General features: G+C 66.7%; 18 protein-coding genes. 7 read left to right on the plus strand and 11 right to left on the minus strand.

The features are described 5' to 3' along the window. Positions 1-154: 154 nt before the first annotated feature. Both OU998_RS13850 and OU998_RS13855 read left to right on the plus strand, forming a co-directional pair. A complete protein-coding gene (locus OU998_RS13850) occupies positions 155-2,671 on the plus strand; it encodes a TonB-dependent receptor (RefSeq protein ID WP_267514233.1) in 2,517 nt (838 codons plus the stop codon). 10 nt (positions 2,672-2,681) lie between these two features. Continuing rightward, positions 2,682-4,376, plus strand: a complete 1,695-nt coding sequence (locus OU998_RS13855; protein ID WP_267514234.1) for an alkaline phosphatase D family protein — start codon at positions 2,682-2,684, stop codon at positions 4,374-4,376. On the opposite strand, the gene OU998_RS13860 is transcribed toward OU998_RS13855, so the two are convergent. The 6 genes from OU998_RS13860 to OU998_RS13885 form a co-directional block, all read right to left on the minus strand. Continuing rightward, entirely contained in the window at positions 4,360-5,604 is a 1,245-nt protein-coding gene (locus tag OU998_RS13860; protein WP_267514235.1) for an MFS transporter, read from the minus strand. The genes OU998_RS13855 and OU998_RS13860 overlap by 17 nt on opposite strands. A gap of 10 nt (positions 5,605-5,614) precedes the next feature. Beyond that, positions 5,615-7,525 carry a 1-deoxy-D-xylulose-5-phosphate synthase gene (gene dxs / locus OU998_RS13865; RefSeq protein ID WP_267514237.1) on the minus strand — a complete coding sequence of 637 codons (1,911 nt, stop codon included), beginning with the start codon at positions 7,523-7,525 and terminating at the stop codon, positions 5,615-5,617. Positions 7,526-7,680: 155 nt separating this feature from the next. Next, positions 7,681-8,556 (minus strand): polyprenyl synthetase family protein, encoded by an 876-nt coding sequence (locus OU998_RS13870; protein ID WP_267516803.1) that lies wholly within the window; start codon positions 8,554-8,556, stop codon positions 7,681-7,683. A gap of 35 nt (positions 8,557-8,591) precedes the next feature. Continuing rightward, positions 8,592-8,741 (minus strand): hypothetical protein, encoded by a 150-nt coding sequence (locus OU998_RS13875; RefSeq protein ID WP_267514238.1) that lies wholly within the window; start codon positions 8,739-8,741, stop codon positions 8,592-8,594. Continuing rightward, a complete protein-coding gene (locus OU998_RS13880; RefSeq protein ID WP_267514240.1) occupies positions 8,738-8,989 on the minus strand; it encodes an exodeoxyribonuclease VII small subunit in 252 nt (83 codons plus the stop codon). The genes OU998_RS13875 and OU998_RS13880 overlap by 4 nt, the downstream gene beginning before the upstream one ends. Positions 8,990-9,037: 48 nt before the next feature. Then, a complete protein-coding gene (locus OU998_RS13885) occupies positions 9,038-9,700 on the minus strand; it encodes a histidine phosphatase family protein (protein WP_267514241.1) in 663 nt (220 codons plus the stop codon). A gap of 197 nt (positions 9,701-9,897) precedes the next feature. On the opposite strand from OU998_RS13885, the gene OU998_RS13890 reads away from it, so the two are divergent. Genes OU998_RS13890 through OU998_RS13910 form a run of 5 tightly spaced genes read left to right on the plus strand, consistent with a single transcriptional unit; the run spans position 9,898 to position 12,776 of the window. After that, entirely contained in the window at positions 9,898-10,425 is a 528-nt protein-coding gene (locus tag OU998_RS13890) for a GNAT family N-acetyltransferase (RefSeq protein ID WP_267514242.1), read from the plus strand. 14 nt (positions 10,426-10,439) lie between these two features. Continuing rightward, positions 10,440-10,727, plus strand: a complete 288-nt coding sequence (locus OU998_RS13895) for a nucleotidyltransferase family protein (protein ID WP_267514244.1) — start codon at positions 10,440-10,442, stop codon at positions 10,725-10,727. Next, a complete protein-coding gene (locus tag OU998_RS13900) occupies positions 10,717-11,049 on the plus strand; it encodes a DUF86 domain-containing protein (protein WP_267514245.1) in 333 nt (110 codons plus the stop codon). Before OU998_RS13895 ends, OU998_RS13900 begins: the two co-directional genes overlap by 11 nt. Continuing rightward, positions 11,049-12,227 (plus strand): vWA domain-containing protein, encoded by a 1,179-nt coding sequence (locus OU998_RS13905; protein WP_267514248.1) that lies wholly within the window; start codon positions 11,049-11,051, stop codon positions 12,225-12,227. Before OU998_RS13900 ends, OU998_RS13905 begins: the two co-directional genes overlap by 1 nt. A 54-nt stretch (positions 12,228-12,281) precedes the next feature. After that, a complete protein-coding gene (locus OU998_RS13910; RefSeq protein ID WP_267514249.1) occupies positions 12,282-12,776 on the plus strand; it encodes a hypothetical protein in 495 nt (164 codons plus the stop codon). A 60-nt stretch (positions 12,777-12,836) separates the two neighbouring features. On the opposite strand, the gene OU998_RS13915 is transcribed toward OU998_RS13910, so the two are convergent. From OU998_RS13915 to OU998_RS13935, 5 genes are all read right to left on the minus strand, one after another. Then, entirely contained in the window at positions 12,837-13,019 is a 183-nt protein-coding gene (locus OU998_RS13915; protein WP_267514251.1) for a CsbD family protein, read from the minus strand. An 86-nt stretch (positions 13,020-13,105) separates the two neighbouring features. Next, positions 13,106-13,549 carry an NUDIX domain-containing protein gene (locus OU998_RS13920; RefSeq protein WP_267514253.1) on the minus strand — a complete coding sequence of 148 codons (444 nt, stop codon included), beginning with the start codon at positions 13,547-13,549 and terminating at the stop codon, positions 13,106-13,108. Between the two features lie 15 nt (positions 13,550-13,564). Continuing rightward, entirely contained in the window at positions 13,565-14,605 is a 1,041-nt protein-coding gene (locus tag OU998_RS13925) for a sensor histidine kinase (RefSeq protein ID WP_267514254.1), read from the minus strand. Beyond that, on the minus strand, positions 14,602-15,027 hold the full coding sequence (locus OU998_RS13930; RefSeq protein WP_267514255.1) for a response regulator: 426 nt from the start codon (positions 15,025-15,027) through the stop codon (positions 14,602-14,604). The genes OU998_RS13925 and OU998_RS13930 overlap by 4 nt, the downstream gene beginning before the upstream one ends. Continuing rightward, positions 15,024-16,550, minus strand: a complete 1,527-nt coding sequence (locus OU998_RS13935) for a sensor histidine kinase (RefSeq protein WP_267514256.1) — start codon at positions 16,548-16,550, stop codon at positions 15,024-15,026. Before OU998_RS13935 ends, OU998_RS13930 begins: the two co-directional genes overlap by 4 nt. Between the last annotated feature and the right edge of the window lie 97 nt (positions 16,551-16,647).

Consider the following 16,647-nt stretch of genomic DNA (forward strand, 5'->3'; position numbering starts at 1 on the left):
CCCCTTCAGAGACCCAGGCGATGAACGAAACGTACACGGCCGGAATGTCTTTGATTCGCCACCCCAACGTCACCTATCGGCGTTCTCAACGTCGCTTCTCCGACATCGCCGCCGGTTACTGATCGCCGTTCAGGCCAAGCTGGGGGAAAACACGATGGCGAATGAATTCAAGACGCGGCTTATGGCTGCGGCGGCGATGACCGGCGCGATGGCGGCGGCGCACGGGGCTCAGGCCCAGACGGCGGAACCGGCGACGCTGGACGAGATCATCGTCACGGCCCAGCTGCGCGAACAGAAGACCATCGAGGTTCCGTTCGCCCTGACCGCCTATTCGGGTCAGTTCCTGGAAGACCTGGGCATCCAGGAGTTCGAACAGCTGTCGGCCTTCGTGCCCGGCTTCCTGGTGCAGAACCAGTCGCCCAACAACCCCGGTTTCGTGATGCGCGGCATCACCTCCGACTCGGGCGCCGCCACGGCCGAGGCCCGCGTCTCGGTGTTCCAGGACGGGGTGTCGATCTCCAAGTCGCGTGGCTCGTACGTCGAGCTGTTCGACCTGGAGCGGGTCGAGATCGCCAAGGGCCCGCAGTCGACCCTGTACGGGCGCGGCGCCCTGATCGGGGCCGTCAACCTGGTCCAGAACCGCGCCCATCCCGGCGAGACCGAGGCCTATGCCAATATCGAGGCCGGCAATGAAGATTACCGGATGGTCGAGGGCGCGCTGAACCTGCCCGTCGGCGAGACGGCCGGCCTGCGCGTCGCCACCCGCCTGAAGACGCGCGGCGGCTCGGTCGAGAACCTGCTGGGCGGCGAGGACTACAACGCCATCGAAACCAAGGCCGTGCGCCTGTCCGGCGTCTGGGCGCCGTCAGACGCCATGCGGTTCGACGTGATCGCCAACTACCAGAACGACAACGCCTCGGGCACCTCGTTCAAGTCGATGGCCTATGAGCCCGCCAACCCGACCACCGGCGCCGTCCTGGGCGGCACAGAGCCTTGGGAGGGCGCGGCCCTGACGCCGGGCGCCGACTTCGACGGCGGCAAGTCGCTGGGCCTGAGCCGCGAAGTCTGGGGCGTGACGGGTCTGGCCCAGATCGACCTGAACGCGGCCTGGAGCCTGAACTCGACCACCGCCTATCGCGAGTTCGACAACTACGAGACCTTTGACGCGGACGGCGTGTCCCTGCCGATCCTGACGGTGGCGGAAGACACCCATGGCGAACAGTGGAGCCAGGATCTGCGTCTGGGCTTCGACAACGGCGGCCGCCTGTCGGGCTTCGTCGGCGCCGGCTGGTTCCATGAGGAAGGCTATCAGCGCACGCCGACCCAGTGGAACGAGGCCATGGCCCTGGCGCAACTGTCCGGCCTGCTGGACGGATCGGCGACGGCGGTTGGGGACAACACCCTGCCGGTCTCGGCCTATCCGACCGTGGCCCGCAGCATCCTGGCCTCGCTGTTGACGCCGCTGGGCGCCGGCGCTCTGGCTGCGCCGATCGCCGCCAATCTGGACTCGAACCATATCGAGACCCCGATCAACAGCTCGGAGCTGACCTCGTACGACGTCTTCGCCGACGCCACCTACGCCTTCACCGACCGGTTCGAAATGTCGGCGGGCGTGCGCTACACCCGCGACGACAAGACGACCGGCTACGCCAGCTCGGTCGAGAGCCGCTCGGCCCTGGGGGCCCTGCTGGCGATCCAGGCCGGCGCGATCTCGTCTGCCCAGCTGCCGGCCTTCTTGTCGGCCATGGCCAGCCCGGCCTTCGCCAGCCTGCCGGCCAGCGCCTTCCCGCTGTTCGGCCTGACGTCGCAGCCGACCGCCAACAACGGAGACTTCTCCTACTATGACTCGGAAGACGACGGCGTCACCTGGCGGGTGACGGCCCGCTACGAACTGACCGACGACACCAATGTCTACGCCAACTATGCGCGGGGCCGTCGTCCGGAAGTGATCAGCGCCTCGGGCCCGTCGGCGCCCGGCGGCGCGCCGACCTTCAGCCCGGTCGACGCGGAAACCGTCGACAGCTACGAGATCGGGGCCAAGTCGGCCCTGCTGGACGGACGGCTGCGCGTCGACGGCGCGGTCTTCCTGTACAACTACGAAAACTTCCAGACGACGATCCAGGAAGGCACCCAGACGATCACGACCAACGCCGGCGAGGCCAAGTCCTACGGCTTCGAGGGCCAGGCCAACTTCGCCGTGGCGGCCGTGGCGTCGATGCTCAACCTGTTCGCGACCTACGCCTACAACCACTCGCGCTTCGAGAACGGCATCTACGAAGGCAACCAGTTCCGCCTGTCGCCGGACAACGCCGCCTCAATCGGCGCGACCTGGCGCCTGCCGGTCGCCGGCGGCGAGATCGAGGTCCAGCCGACCTATACCTGGCAGTCCAAGGTCTTCTTCGACGACGACAATGACATCCCGGCCTTGCAGACCAGCAACATCGTGGCTGACCTGGTCCAGGACGAATACCAGGACGCCTATGGCCTGCTGAACCTGCGCGTCCGCTATACACCGGAAGGCGGCGCCTGGGGCGTCGAGGCCTTCGGCGAGAACGTCCTGGACGAGGAATATATCAAGGACGCCGGCAACACCGGCGACGCCCTGGGCATGCCGACCTTCATCGCCGGTCGTCCGGCGGCGTATGGCCTGGTGTTCAAGCTGAAACTGTAAGGATCGAACCATGACTCTGGATCGCCGCAGCCTTCTGGGGCTGCTCGGCGCGGGGGCGGCGACGCCCGCCGTCGCCCAGTCCGCCCATACCGGTCAGGTCGCCTTCCTTCACGGGGTGGCCAGCGGCGATCCGGATCAGCATTCGGCGGTCTTCTGGACACGCGTCACCCCGGCCGATCCGTCGGTCGGGGAGGTCGCCGTGGTTCTGGAAGTGGCCCATGACGCGAGCTTCAGCGACAGGGTTCGCCGTTCGACCGGGCTGCGCGCCCTGGCCGAGCGCGACTTCACCGTCAAACATGACCTTGACGGCCAGGGCCTGGAGCCGGGCCGCGAGTATTTCTATCGCTTCGTCGCCAATGGCGTGACCTCGCCGGTCGGGCGGGTCCGCACCCTGCCCCAGGGCGCAACGCCCCAGGTGAGCCTGGCTGTCGTCTCGTGCCAACTGTATCCGGGCGGCCTGTTCAACGCCTATGAGGCGATCGCGCAGTTGGAGCGGCTGGACGCGGTCGTCCACCTGGGCGACTACATCTACGAATACGGCGCCGCAGCCGACGACTATGGCATGACCACCGGCGCGCCCCTGAACCGGGCGCCCCTGCCCCCACACGAGATCGTCAGCCTGGCCGACTATCGGACGCGCCACGCCCAGTACAAGACCGACCCCGACCTACAGGCCGCCCACGCCCGCGCTGCCTTCATCTGCGTCTGGGACGATCATGAGGTCGCCAACGACGCCTGGATGCTGGGCGCCGAGAACCATCAGCCGGCGACCGAGGGCGACTTCGCCACGCGCAAGGCGGCGGCCCTGCGCGCCTATTACGAATGGATGCCGATCCGCGAGGCCAAGGCCGGCGGCCTGAAGGAGGCGATCAATCGCAGCTTCCACTTCGGCGACCTGGCCAGCCTGCATATGGTCGAGACGCGGCTGCTGGCCCGCAACGAGCAGATGGACTTCGCCAACATCCCTAAGACCGCCGACGGCCGTCCCGACCTCGCCGCCTTCGAGGCCCAGCGGCAGGACCCGTCGCGCGATCTGCTGGGCGACAGCCAACGCCGCTGGCTGGGCGAGGCCATGAGCCAGTCCAAGGCCGCCGGTCGTCCGTGGCAGATCCTGGGCAACCAGGTCGTCATGGCCCGGGTCAAGGGACCGAACATCGAAGAAATGGTGCCGCCGGCCCAGCTGGCGGAGATGATCGCCGGCCTGCCCGCCGAGTACCAGCCCCAGGTGCAGGGCGCGATCCAGCTGTTCAAACTGGGTCTGCCGTTCAACCTGGACAGCTGGGACGGCTACCCCGCCGGACGCGAGCGCCTGTACGAGACGATGAAACAGGCCGGGGTCGAGCCCATCGTCCTGGCCGGCGACAGCCACGCCTTCTGGGTCAACGAACTGTATGACGAAGGCGGCGAGCGCCGCGCGGTCGAGTTTGGGACCTCGTCCATCTCCAGCCCTTCGCCGGGCGATCTGGTGGCCGGCTTGCCGCTGGGCCTGGCGCTTCAAGCCGCCAATCCCGAGATCAAGTTCTGCGACCAGTCGGCCAAGGGCTACATTCTGCTGACCCTGGACCGGGATCAAGCCGTCGGCGAACTGCGCACCGTCTCGACCATCCTGGCCAAGCCGTATGAGAAGAAGACGCTGAAAACCTATCGGCTGGCGCGGACCGAGACCGGTCTGGGTCCGCTGGAAGAGGTCACCGCACCCGCCTGATCGAGGCCACCGCCAGGGTCGCCCCGCCGAAACAGGCGGTGGCGGCCAGGAACAGGCTGCGGAAGTCCAGCCCCAGGGTCTCCAACAGGACCAGTGCGATCAGCGGCGCGATCGCCTGGGGCAGGGTCACGGCCAGATTGATCAGGCCCAGATCCTTGCCCCGGTCCTCGACCGAGGGCAGCACATCGGTCATCAGGGCGATGTCGATGGCGCCATAGCAGCCCTGGCCCACCCCATAGAGGGCGAAGGCGACGACCACGGTGGTCCAGTCCTGGGTGGTCGCCAGAACCGCCGCGGCTATGGCCAGCAGCACCCCGCCTGCAATAGCCAGCGGTTTGCGCCGGGTGATCCGCGACCCGCCCATGGCGACGATGGTGCTGACCCCGACGACCCCGACCACGGCGATAGCGGTCAGCAGCGAATGGCCGGCCTCGGCCGAGCGTCCGGGGAAGAGGCGCGGAAACCCGATGGCGTCGGCGATGTAGAAGAGCAGATAGAAGGCCACCAGCGAATAACCGGTCACCACCAGGAACCGATAGGTCCAGGCCAGGGTGAAGTCGCGAACAGCGAAGGGGCGCAGCAGGCTGGGCAAGGAAAAGCCCGACAGGGGCGCCCGCACCCGGTCGGCGGGCACGGGATCCTCTCGCGACAGCAGGGCGAAGGGCACGGTGGCGACCAGGACCACGGCGGCCAGGGTGGCGAAGCGCGCGACCTCGCCCTGGGGCCCCCAGGCCATGACGACCGAGCCGATCATGGCGGCCAGCGGATAGCCCATGCCCATGACCGCAGACATGGCGCTGCGCCGGTTTTCCGGCACCCGGTCGGCGAACAGGGCGATCAGAGGGGCCAGCAGGATATTGAAGGTCAGCTGGAAACAGACCAGGCCCAGCACCAGGCCCAGAGGGGTCGAGGACTGCTGGATGGCGGCGTAGCTGCCCATCGTCAGCACGGCGCCGACCACGATCCACGGACGCCGCCGGCCATGTCGCGAGCGGGTGCGGTCGCTCAAGGCGCCGCCGATGATATTGCCGACCCCGGCCGCCATACAGCCCCAGAACAGGGCCTGGCTGAGCAGCGGCCCCTTGGCCTGACCGTCGATAAGCTCAGCGTGGAGCGGCGCGAGCACCTGAAGCAGGGGCGCGACGCCGATGAAGGCGCCGATATAGGCGACGGCGTAGCCGATCAGGAAGGCCGACCCGACCGGCCGGGTGGACGCACCGGCGGTCATGCTTCTGGTCTCAGGCCCGGACGGCTCGGGTCGCTTCGACCCCCAGCGCGGTCAGGGACGCCGCCGCGATATGTTCGGCGTTCAGGCCAGCCTGGGCGTACATGGCGGCGGGCGCGTCCTGATCCTGGAAAACGTCGGGCAGGTTCAAAGTGCGGACCTTCAACCCGCGATCCAGCGCGCCCTTCTCGGCCAGCAGTTGCAGCACGAAGGCGCCGAAGCCGCCCATGGCTCCCTCCTCCACCGTGATCAGGGCCTCGTGCTCGCGCGCCAGGCGCAGGATCAGATCGACGTCCAGCGGCTTGGCGAAACGGGCGTCGGCGACGGTGGCGGATACGCCGCGCGCGGCCAGCAGATCGGCGGCCTTCAACGATTCCTGCAAGCGGGTGCCCAGGGACAGGATGGCGACGGACGTGCCCTCGCGCACGATCCGGCCGCGCCCGATCTCGAACGGGGCGGCCAGTTCCGGAATCTCCACGCCCACGCCGTCGCCGCGCGGATAGCGGAAGGCGCTGGGGCGGTCGTCGATAGCCAGGCTGGTCGAGATCATGCCCGCCAGCTCGGCCTCGTCGGCGGCGGCCATCAGCACCATCCCGGGCAAGGCGCCCATGAAGCCTATGTCGAACGACCCGGCATGGGTCGCGCCGTCGGCGCCGACCAGACCGGCCCGGTCCATGGCGAACCGCACCGGCAGCGACTGGATCGCCACGTCATGGACCACCTGGTCGTAGCCGCGCTGAAGGAAGGTGGAATAGATGGCGCAGACCGGCTTCATCCCGTCGGCGGCCAGACCGGCGGCGAAGGTGACGGCGTGCTGTTCGGCGATGCCGACGTCATAGGTCCGCTCGGGGAAGGCCTGACCGAACAGGTCCAGACCCGTGCCCGACGGCATGGCGGCGGTGATGGCCACGATCGAGGGATCGACCTTGGCGTGTTTGATCAGCTCGGTCCCGAACACCTTGGTGTAGCTGGGGGCGTTGGAGACGGCCTTGGCCTGTTTGCCCGAGACCACGTCGAACTTGACCACCGCGTGCAGTTTGTCGGCGCTGCTCTCGGCGGGGGCGTAGCCCTTGCCCTTTTGCGTGACGACATGGACCAGCACCGGCCGATCCTCGATGGCCGCCGCCTTCTTCAGGATCGGGACCAGATTTTCCATGTCGTGGCCGTCGATGGGGCCGACGTAGTAGAAGCCCAGCTCCTCGAAGAAGGTGCCGCCGGTCACCATGCCCCGGGCGTATTCCTCGGCCTTCTTGGCGGCCTTGCGGAACGGGCGCGGCAGGTGCTGGGCGAACGAGCGGCCCAGGCGGCGGACGTTCTGATAGGCGCCGCCGGACACCAGACCGGCTAAATAGGCGCTCATCCCCCCGACCGGCGGGGCGATGGACATGTCGTTGTCGTTCAGGATGACCATCAGCTGGCCATTGGTCGCCTCGGCCGCGTTGTTCATCGCCTCATAGGCCATGCCGGCGGACATGGAGCCGTCGCCGATCACGGCCACGACCTTGTTCTTCTCGCCCTTCTGATCGCGCGCGGCGGCGAAGCCGAGGGCGGCGCTGATCGAGGTCGAGGCGTGGGCGGCGCCGAACGGGTCGTATTCGCTCTCGCTGCGCTTGGTGAAGCCTGACAGGCCGCCGGGCTGGCGCAGGGTGCGGATGCGGTCGCGGCGACCGGTCAGAATTTTGTGCGGATAGCACTGATGGCCGACATCCCAGATCAGGATGTCCTTGGGCGTCTCGAACACATGGTGCAGCGCCGTGGTCAGCTCGACCACGCCCAGGCCCGCGCCCAGGTGGCCGCCCGTGACTGAGACGGCGTCGATGGTCTCGGCCCGCACTTCTTGCGCCAACTGTTTCAGCTGGGCGATGTCGAAGCCCCGCATGTCGGCGGGGAACTTGACGGTGTCGAGAAGCGGGGTGTCGGGCATTGAAAAGGGCGTCTCTTCGCGGACTTAGCCGCCTATTCTAGTCGTCATCCTCGGGCTTGTCCCGAGGATCCATACGCTCCAGCGCCTGAAGTCGACCTTCGATGTCGGAGTCTATGGATCCTAGGCACAAGGCCTAGGATGACGATCCTGGTTCCTTATGACCGGCGCTTTAGCACAAAGTCCACGCTCGCCTTGAGGATTTCCGCCTCCAGTCCGAACGGTTCCAGATGGGCGCGGGCCTGGTCTGACAGGTGGGCGACGCGCTGGCGCGCCTCGTCCAGGCCCAGCAGGGTGACGAAATTGGTCTTGCCCAGGGCGGCGTCCTTGCCGCCGGCGGCCTTGCCCATTTCTTCGGCCGAGCCATCGGCGTCCAGGATGTCGTCAACGATCTGATAGGCTAGGCCGACATCGTGGGCGAAACTGATCAGGGCGTGCTGATGCTGGGCCGAGGCGTCGGCGATGATCAGCGGAATCTCGAAGGCATAGGCGAACAGGGCGCCGGTCTTCAGCCTTTGCATCCGCGCCACCCCGCCCAGATCGTCGCGCACGCCCAGCAGATCGATCATCTGGCCGCCGGCCATGCCCCGCGCGCCCGAGGCCAGCGACAGCCGCGCCGCCAGCTCGCACCGCACGGCCGCGTCGTCGTGGGTATCCTCGTGCAGGATGATGTCGAAGGCCGCCGTCTGGAGCGCGTCGCCGGCCAGGACCGCCGTGGCCTCGTCATAGGCGCGGTGGACGGTCGGGCGGCCGCGCCGCATGTCGTCGTCGTCCATGCAGGGCAGGTCGTCGTGGACCAGGCTATAGGCGTGGACGCACTCCAGGGCGCAGGCCGCGCGCAGCACCGACCGCTCGTCGATGTCGAACAGCCGCGCCGCCTCCAGGGCGAAGAAGGGCCGCAGCCGTTTGCCCGGACCGAGCGCCGCATAGCGCATGGCCTCGGTCAGGCGGGCCTCCGGTCCTTCGGCGCGGGGCAGCAGTTCGTCGAGGGCCACGGTGACCAGGTCCGCGACCTCGGCGACCCGGTCGATCACAGCCTGTTCGGGCGAATTGGCGGCGAGGATATGGGTCAAAACAGCCGCCCGCCCAGCGGCAGGTCGTGATCCACCCCGACCAGCACCCCCTCGCCGTCAGCGTCGGGGAAGGCTTCCGCCTTGACGATCTGGCCGACGCCGCTATCGACCTTCATGAAGTCGTCGAAGGTGATCGCCTGCGTCATTCGAACGACGCCGCCTCGACGCCCTTGGCCTGGCCGTCGGGGCCGACCACGATCTTCTCAACGCGCAGCTGGGCCGCCTTCAGACGGGCCTCGCAATGGGCCTTCAGCTTGGTGCCTTCTTCGTACAGGGCGATGGATTCCTCCAGCGGCGCCTGGCCCGATTCCAGGCGCGAGACGATGGTCTCCAGGCGCTGCAGTGCGTCTTCGAAGCGGAGGTCGGCGGGGATGGCGGCGGCGGTATCGGTCATGGCGCGGACCCTAAAGGGGGTCGACGCCTGCATCAACGGTGGATGCGGCTATCGCTTCTCGTAACGGCGCTGGGACCAGTATTTGAAGCCCTGATTATGCACCAGTTTCCAGCCGTCGGCCCTCAGCCGGGCGCCGACCATATGGTTGAAATAGCCGTGGGCGAAGACCAGCACGTCCTGGCCGGTTTCGGCGCGGGCAATCAGTTTGCGCGCCGCCTGTTCGGCGCGGACCTCGGCCTCGGCGCGGGTTTCCTGGCCGCCGTGATGATCGAAGGCATGCCACCAGAATCGCGACACCACCCCCCACCATTTCGGCGACAGCTTGATCCAGTCGGGGATGGGCGGCGGCGGCAGGGGCGCCTCGATGAACAGGACGTCGGACACGACCTCGCGTTCGGCGGCGACGGCGGCGGCGGTCTCCTGGGCGCGCCGACGGGTCGAGGCGTAGATGACGCCGGCGCCCTGGGCCGTGACGATCAATTCCGGCGGCGGGGTCTGGCCGGCCAGCAAACCGCCGACCTCGTATTTCGCCCACCAGTCGCCGTATTGACGCGCGCTCAGCAGACATTTGCGCGACAGAGCCGGCTCGCCGTGGCGTGTCAGGGTGATGGCGCCGGCGCGCACGCCGACCCCGGCGCGGGACGCAGACCCGCCGGCGGACCGGGCGGCGGAGTCTTCAGTCGAATCGAGAGACAGGGCGGGGGATGACATGGCGAGCGGACGGGCCTTTAGCTTCAAGGCGTTATACGTCCTATTCCTCCCCGAGCGCGGCGACATGTGTGACCGCAGAGCGGCCTAGTCCTTCAAGGTCGTAACCGCCCTCGAGCGCGGACACAACCTCGCCCGAACATGTCTGCGCACCGCCTGTCGCCGGTGACGCGCAGCCCGCGCCGATGTAGAGCCGCATCATGACCGAGACCCTGATCCGACTTGCCCGCCCTGAAGACGCCGTCGCCCTGGGCGCCCTGGGCCGTCAGACCTTTATCGACACCTTCGTCACCGGTTTCGGCATTCCCTATCCCGAGGCGGATCTGAACGCCTTCCTGGACGCCAGCTTCGATCCCGAGCCGACGCTGAAGAAGCTGGCCGAGCCCGGCTGCGGTTGGTGGGTGGCCGAACGGGACGACGAGCTGCTGGCCTTCGCCAACGCCGGTCCCAACGGCCTGCCCCACCCCGAGGCCCGCCCCGCGCATATGGAGCTGCGCCGCCTCTATGTATCCAAGACCGCCCAGGGTCTGGGCCTGGGTACGAAACTGCTGACCCTGTCGCTGGACTGGATGGAGGCCCACACCCAGGGCCCGCTGTGGATCGGCGTCTGGAGCGGCAACGAAAAGGCCCAGCGCCTGTACGCCGCCTATGGGTTCGAGAAGGCGGGGGAGTATGAGTACCCGGTCGGCGCCTGGCGCGACCACGAGTTCATCTTGCGACGCGGATAGACTATGGTGCGGGCATGACCCGCGCCGAACTACTGGAAAAACTGCGCGACCTGAAGCCCTGGCTCGAGGAGCAGGGCATCGTCAACGTGCGCCTGTTCGGCAGCTACGCCCGCGACGAAGCGGGACCGGACAGCGACGTGGATTTGCTGGTGGACCTGGCTCAGCCGTTGGGTTTGAGGTTCTACAGCCTTGCCGAGGAGTTGACGGACAGGGTTGGTAGAGAGGTGGACCTCCTTACGTCGAATGGCCTCCGCAATCCCCACGTCCGAGCATCCGCACTGAGGGATTGTGTTGAAGTCTGACCGCTCAGATCGTGGCCTTCTGGCGGATATCCGCGAATCCACCGAGTTGATTGCGCGATACATCGACGGCCTTTCGGGCGACGATTTCGAAGCAGATTCACTGAGACGAGACGCCACGGCCTTCAGGCTTTTGATCGTTGGGGAAGCCGCCGGAAAATTGTCGCCTGCCGTGACCGATAAACTTCCCGACATCGACTGGCGAGGCATGTTGGGCCTACGTCACCGACTGGCGCATGACTACGGATCGACCGACTTCAGCGTCATTTGGACCATCGCCAGCATCGAAGCGCCCCGTTTGGCGCAAGCACTCCAAGACCTCTGATGCTCCTGCCCTTCTTCACCGCCCTGCGCGACGCCAAGGTTCCGGTGTCGATGAAGGAATGGCTCCATCTGATGGAGGCCATGGATCGCGACCTGGCCGGGCGCGAGATCGAGGCCTTCTATCACCTGTCGCGCGCGGTGCTGGTCAAGGACGAGAAACACTATGACCGGTTCGACCAGGTGTTCGGGACCGTGTTCAAGGGCGTGGAATCGGTCGGTGCAGGCGAGGATCTGACCACCGACATCCCCGAGGACTGGATGCGGCTGCTGACCGAAAAATACCTGACCGACGAGGAGAAGGCGCAGATCGAGGCGCTCGGCGGGTTCGAAAAGCTGATGGAGACGCTGAAACAGCGGCTGGAGGAGCAGAAGGAACGCCATTCCGGCGGCTCGAAATGGATCGGCACGGGCGGGACCAGCCCCTTTGGCCACGGCGGCTATAATCCCGAGGGCGTGCGCATCGGTGGACCGGGTCAGCATGGCCGGGCGGTCAAGGTGTGGGAGAAGCGCGAGTTCAGGAACCTGGACGACACGGTCGAACTGGGCACGCGCAACATCAAGGTGGCGCTGCGTCGGCTGCGCCGGTTCGCGCGCGAGGGGGCCGCGGAAGAGCTGGACATCGACGGCACCATCGACGGCACGGCCCGCCAGGGCTGGCTGGACATCCAGATGCGGCCCGAGCGGCGCAACACGATCAAGGTGCTTCTGTTCCTCGACATCGGCGGCTCGATGGACGGCCATATCAAGCTGGTGGAGGAGTTGTTCTCGGCCGCCCGGACCGAGTTCAAGAACCTGGAGTTCTTCTACTTCCACAACTGCCTGTACGAGGGCGTCTGGAAGGACAACCGGCGGCGTCACACCGAGCGGATCGCGACCTGGGACCTGCTGAACAAATATCCCGGCGACTGGCGCGCCATCTTCGTCGGCGACGCGACCATGTCGCCCTATGAAGTCACCATGCCCGGCGGCTCGGTCGAGCACTGGAACGAAGAAGCCGGCGCCGTTTGGCTGCAACGCGCCCGGCGGCAGTGGGAAAAGTCCGTCTGGCTGAACCCGGTGCAGGAGCGATACTGGAGCTATACCGCCTCGGTCGGCCTGCTGCGCGAGGTGATGGACGACCGAATGTTCCCCCTGACGCTGGAAGGGCTCGACAAGGCGATGCGCGCACTGACAAGGTAGGGTTCGCGTCCCAGGCGAAACCGGCCGGTGGACCATCGACAGGAGGCCTGAACCGTGCTCGCCGCCATTGCCCTGCTTCTTCTGGCCCAACAGGCCGCCTCGACCGTGGTGTGGGAAGCGCCCGCTGCGACTGTGGCCGAGACGCCTGCGCCACCCGCCGCCCATTCCGTCCCCGCATGGGGCGTCGCCGATCCGTTCGGCTATGAGCGGGCGCGGTGCAGCCCCCAACTGCGTGGAGCGCGGTCGCTGGAAGTCTGTCAGGCCGAGGTTCGCGGCCAGTTGGCCCTGGCCTTAGGACCGGACCTTCCCGACGCCCTGCGCCCGGCGGGCATGGCGGGCGACTGTCAGATGGCGCAGGCGGCGGAGGGCGACGGCTCGTCCTATGGCCTGCAATGCGGCCCGCAATCACGCGCGCCGGCGGACTCGCCCCTGCCCAAGGAACAGGATTGTCGGCCTCGCCCCGAACGCGGAGGCTTCAGCTCCGAATGCCGGCCGGTCGGTGCGACGGAGGACAAGGGCCTGACGCTGAAGCTGTGGGGCAACGACTGATACAAGTGAAAACGCCGCCCGCTCGCGCGGACGGCGTCGTACTGCACGACAGGTTTCGCGTCAGTTGCGATTGTCGCGAAGGCTGTCCTTCACGCCGCCGACGGCGTTCTGAACCTTGCCCTCGACCTGATCGGCCTTGCCTTCGGCCTGTAGTTTGGAATCGCCGATCAGCTTGCCCGCGCCTTCCTTGATCTTGCCGCCGATGGTCTTGGCGGAGCCTTCGATACGGTCATGATCTGCCATGGGAATTCTCCTTTTTCCGGCGGTGCCGCCATAGCGCCGCGACGTAAAGGAAGAACGGGACGGCGGGCCGCCTTGTTCCGTACGGTTCAGCTTGCGCGACGCAGCCAGACCGCCACAGCCCAGGCGTGGGCGTCATGGCGCAGACGCGACAAGGCCACCGTGGGCTCCAGCCAAACCAGGGTGTGATCGTCCTCGCACTTGGCGTCGGGATTCTCGGCAATGACCGATGCGGTCCAGAAGCCGCCGACGTTATAGAGGGGCTCGCCATTGCTCTTCAGATGATACTGGCCCGCCTCGGTGATGCGGTTCAGCGGCGCCACGCCGAGCCCCGTCTCCTCGACGAACTCGCGCACCAGGGCCTGGACCTCCGTCTCCTCGCCGTCCACGGCCCCGCCGGGCAGGTCGAAATAGGCGCCGGCCGGACGCTCCACCCGGACGCAAGCGATCAAGCCGTCACGCTCGACGACGCCGAAAGCCGTCGCGCGATGGCGATAATCGAGGGCGGGATTGCGAAGACCGAACTGGAGCATGGCGGATGTCCGACCTCAGAGGTCGAAGGCCAACCTGGCGCGCACGCCCTTGTGGGCCGTGTCGAACTCCACGGCCGAGCGCAGGCCCGAGGCCATGGCCGAGATGATCTTGCCGCCCAGGCCGGTGCCCTTGGGCGTGCCGTCGCCCAGACCGGGACCGTCGTCCTCGACGGTTAGGATGGCGCGATGCTCGCCGTCCGGCTTCAGGTGAATGCGGATCTCGCCGCCCTGCCCCGGCTGGTAAGCGTATTTCACGGCGTTGGTGACCAGTTCGGCGACGACGACGCCTAGCGATACGGCCTGGTCCGTTGTCACCCACAGGGGGGCGGCGTCGACAACCAGACGCGGCGAACCCTCGCCCGGACCGATCGACTTGGACAGCTCGTCCATCAACCCCTCCAGATAGTCATCCATGGCCACGCGGTTCATGTCGCCCGAGGTGTAGAGGCGGCGATGAACATGGGCCACGGCCTCGATCCGCGCCTGACATTCGCGCAGGGCCTCGCGGGCGCGCTCGTCGTCGATGTGGCGCATCTGCAAGGACATGAAGCTGGACACCAGCTGCAAGGAGTTGCCGACGCGGTGATTGACCTCGCGCAGCATGGCCTCGGCGCGGTCGCGGGCCAGGCGGATCTCTTCCTGGGCGGTCTCGTTCTCGCGCTGCAACCGGCGTCGCAGCAGGGCGTCTTCCAGTGCGGAACGCAACAGCGAGGTAAAGTCCTCGGAGACGTCCTTGATCACATAGTCGGCGGCGCCGGCCCGCAGGGCGGCGACGGCGATCCGACCGTCCTGGGCGCCAGTGACATAGACGATGGGCGGGGGTGCGTTCAGCGCCAGAATGTCCGGCAGGACGTCCAGGCCGTCGCGCGTGGGCATGTAGTGGTCCAGGGCGCAGACGTCGTACTCGTTGGCCTCAAGCAGCAGCAGCCCCGCGTCCCCGTCGGGGGCGCTGGTCACGGCGTAACCGTGGCGGCCCAACTCCTTCTCGACCAGCCGCGACAAGCCACGGTCGTCGTCGATATAGAGCAGGCGAATGGCCCCCGGGGTGTCGATCACTCGATCTCCGGGGCCTGCATCACCGACAGGAACAGCCCCAGTTGGCGGATCGCCCCGGCGAAGGATTCATAGTCCACGGGCTTGGTGATATAGACGTTGCAGCCCAGGTCGTAGCAGCGCTGGATCTCGACCTTGTCGTCCGTGGTGGTCAAAACCACGACCGGGGCGCGCTTCAGGCGATCGTCGGACTTCACCCGCTCCAGAATATCCGTTCCCGACATATCGGGCAGGTTGAGGTCCAGAAGGATCAACAACGGCCCATTGGCCAGGATTTCGGCGCTGAACAGATAGTCGAGGGCCGCGCCACCTTCATCGAAATGCTTGATATCGTTGCTGATGTTGGCGCGACGGATGTTTTTTTCGATCAGTTTGGCGTGACCGTGGTCGTCCTCGACCATGATAATTTTGACGGCTTGCGTCACAGTACGCCTCCGGGTTCGGACAGGATCAGTCGTTTGGGGAATTTCAGCAGGAAAGTCGAGCCCTTGCCAAGCTCGGACTCCACGTCGATCGTGCCGCCGATACGGCGTACGCTGTTGCGCACGAAGGCTAGGCCCAGGCCTTCGCCCGCGCGATCCTGTTTGCCGGAGCGGCGGAACAGTTCGAAGATGCGCTCGTGGTCGCGCGGGGCGATGCCGCGGCCATTGTCGGCGACCCGATAGACGACCCAGGCCCCGGCGACCTCCTCGCCCGTGACGATGATCTCTCCGGGACGGCCCGGCTCGAGATATTTGACCGCATTGTCGATCAGGTTGCCGAAAATCTGCTCCAGCGATAGACGGTCGTTCTCGATCGACGGAAGGTCTTCCACCACGATCCGGGCGCCCGAGGCCTCGGTCTGGTGATGGACGCTGTCGGCGATGTTGCGGACCATGGCGGTCATGTCCAGCGGTTCAGGCAGCGGGTTGCGACGGCCTTCGCGCGAAAGCTTGAGGATGGCGTTGATCAGCCGGTCCATCTTGGCGGTCGAGGCGCGGATGAAGCCTATGGCCTCGGGCATGTCCTCACGGACGGCCATGACGACATCGGGCGGAACGGTTTCACGCGTCTCGACCTCGGTGATGGCATGGTCGATGATCTTGCCGGCCTGCTCCAGCTCGGAGGTGTAGCCCATCACATTGACCAGGGGCGCGCGCAGGTCGTGGCTGACGATATAGGCGAAGCGCTGGATTTCGTCGTTGGCGCGCGTCAGGGCGGCGGTGCGGTCCCGCACTGTATCTTCCAGCCCCGCGTTCAGGGCGTCCAACTCTTCACGCGCTCTCTGAATCTCGCCGACGTAACGGCGGACGACCCAGGCCGACAGGATCGCCAGCACCAGCACCAGCAGCCCGGCGATGGCGTTCATCACGACGGTCAGGACGCCAAACCGTTCCGACAACCGCGTGCGCTCGGCGATCCGACTAGACTTCAGCGCATCGAACGCCTGCGTCGTGTGACGCAACTCGTCCATGTAGCGCTTGCCCTGCCCGGATCTCACCAGTTGGATCGACTGTCCGATCCGGCCGGCCCGTGTCAGGTTCAGGGTCCGGTCCATCTCGGCGAACTTGGCGTCGGCCAGCGTGTGGATATGCGTCACATAGGGCCGAAGCGACGGATCCCTGGCCGCGCCTTCGTCGAGCACCGCCAATGCCGGGACGATCTCTTCGCGCGCCTCTTCAAAGGGTTCGAGAAAGTCGCTCCGCCCGGTCAGAAGAAAGCCTCTCTGGGCCGTTTCGGCGTCCAGCATAGAGATCACGACCGTGCGCGACGCCCGCCGCATCAGCTGCGCCTTCTCGATGGCGTCGTTGATCGTCGCCGTCCGCTGGATCATCACGAAACTGGTGACATTGACCGTCAGCAGCAGGACGAAGGCCAGGATCAGGAGCGCCGCAATCGAACGCACAAGCGAAGGCGTGCGTACGAAGTCACTGAAACGCGACCAGTTCTGGCTTGAACGAGATCTCATGGGGCGGAGCATTAGCGGCGTGATCGCGCACGTCAAACGCCTGATGCACGAAACCTGAGGCCGTTTGGCGACTTGGGGTTAAGATGGCGGGCTTGGA

The organism is Brevundimonas sp. SL130 (genome assembly GCF_026625805.1).
Taxonomy (GTDB): domain Bacteria; phylum Pseudomonadota; class Alphaproteobacteria; order Caulobacterales; family Caulobacteraceae; genus Brevundimonas.